Source organism: Sediminibacillus halophilus, assembly GCF_900103695.1.
In the GTDB taxonomy this organism is placed as follows: Bacteria; Bacillota; Bacilli; order Bacillales; family Amphibacillaceae; genus Sediminibacillus; species Sediminibacillus halophilus.
Map to the genome: position 1 here is coordinate 1 of NZ_FNHF01000012.1, position 1,726 is coordinate 1,726.

Below are 1,726 nucleotides of genomic sequence, written 5' to 3' on the forward strand. Positions count from 1 at the left end.
TTGAGAATAAAGTGAAAGATACGTTGAGTAAGGCAGAAGGGGTGGGAGTTGGAAACCATAAGGTAATCAGTGATGCTGACAGGGCTAAAATCGATAATTGGAAATTTACTCCTTCTGATAACTTGTATTTGGAATATAAGCAAGTTTACGATAATCCAAAATATTTTAACCAAGAGACTGGACAAATTTATTATCCTGGAACCAACGGTGACAAAAACATTGATGGCTTTATAAATGGTGAATATGAAATAGAAAAGCTATCTGTTGGAAAAACTATTGATAGGTATGGTGATAATGGAACCGGTCAATACTTTTCACCAGATGGTTCAAGTTTTGAAAGTAGAGCTTTACCTCCTTTCATGAAGGAAAAAAAATATGAACGATATAAAGTTCTAAGAGAATTTGAGGTTAAATCAGGAAAAGTAGCCCCATGGTTTGGTGAAAAGGGTAATGGAATTCAACTTTATACAGATATACAGGTAAAAGATTTAAAAGGTAATTATATTGAGGCGACAGTAGAAAATCTATTGAAAAATAAATATATAACTAAATTGGATAATTAGGAGGACAAATTATAAATGGATGTACGCCAAGTATCTCGACTGCTCAATGAACTAAACATTGAGACCGTAATCGGTCAAAATTCCTTGGAAGAAGGAAGGGAACAAGGTGAGAATTATTATAAAATCGAGCTTAATAATAGCTTTTGGGAATTAACACTATGCAAAGAGTTAAATGATAATCAAAAAGTAATTAAGAATTTCCCCACCGAGTCAAGTGCTGCCAAATACTTTTATCTGTTTGAATTGAATAAGTATTTTTTTAATAAATACATTTTTCCTTTTGAATTACAAAACAAAGATATAAATATTGGAGAATTTAATTGTTCTATAGAAGATTTAAAAAAAGCTTTCAATCGATTAAACATTAAAGAAACCTATTATTCGTTTACCAAAATGAATAAGCCGCATAGTGTTTATCTAGAGGGGATTAATAACACAGAAAGCAAGATTAATTTTATTGGCGAAAACGGAAAAATAGTTTTCGAGACCGAAGCCTTAGATAACTGGTTGGCATATTATGCGTTCTTTAAGTTTGTGTATTACTTATATTTATTTGATGAACACAGCAAGAAACTAATCAGCAAAAATGAAATAAACGCTAACTTTGAAGATGAAGATTACGCAGTCGTCTTATCTTGAATAGCATCATATATAACCCTACTGACCATATTCAGAAGTGGTTTGAGTTATTTAAAAATTAAGAGGTTAAAATGACAAAACAAGAATTCATAAAGAAATAGCTGAAAAACTAGATATTGGTGAGCATATTCTAGTGCTAGATAATGTAACAGATGAATCGCTAGTGCTAGGTTGTGCATATGAAGACGGAGTGTGGAAAGTCTATGAAACAAGAGAACGAGGTGGGCACTTCATTATAAAAGAGTTAGATAATGAAAACGATGCCTTTGATTACTTTTATCAGTTTGTGTTAAGTCAACATAATACAACAAACAATTAGTGTAATCGAAAGAAATCTACTTGGTTACCCACTTATCCTGAAAATAGAAAATGTTTAGCCCTTGATAGATATGTAGAAGTCAGTAATGAATTATGGGTTTCAAACGGGTTATTGGAGGTCTGATAAATGGATGTAAAGTACATCCCGGCAGACTGGGATAGAATGAAGGACGGTCTCGGCGACCTGATTGGGCTTGGTCGCTGGG

2 protein-coding genes are annotated in these 1,726 nt (G+C 32.8%); both read left to right on the plus strand.

From position 1 onward, the window contains the following. Nucleotides 1–563, plus strand: a 563-nt coding sequence (locus BLR82_RS20490; RefSeq protein WP_139187020.1) for a TNT domain-containing protein, incomplete at its 5' end; no start/stop codon positions are given. A gap of 15 nt (nt 564–578) precedes the next feature. Beyond that, the gene (locus BLR82_RS20495) at nt 579–1,202 is read left to right on the plus strand and encodes a hypothetical protein (protein ID WP_074601270.1); all 624 of its coding nucleotides are present in this window, start codon (nt 579–581) and stop codon (nt 1,200–1,202) included. Nucleotides 1,203–1,726: the final 524 nt, after the last annotated feature.

Coding starts and splice junctions, on each gene's coding strand:
- BLR82_RS20495 (WP_074601270.1), top strand. CDS start 579: ATGGATGTACGCCAAGTATCTCGACTGCTCAATGAACTAAACATTGAG.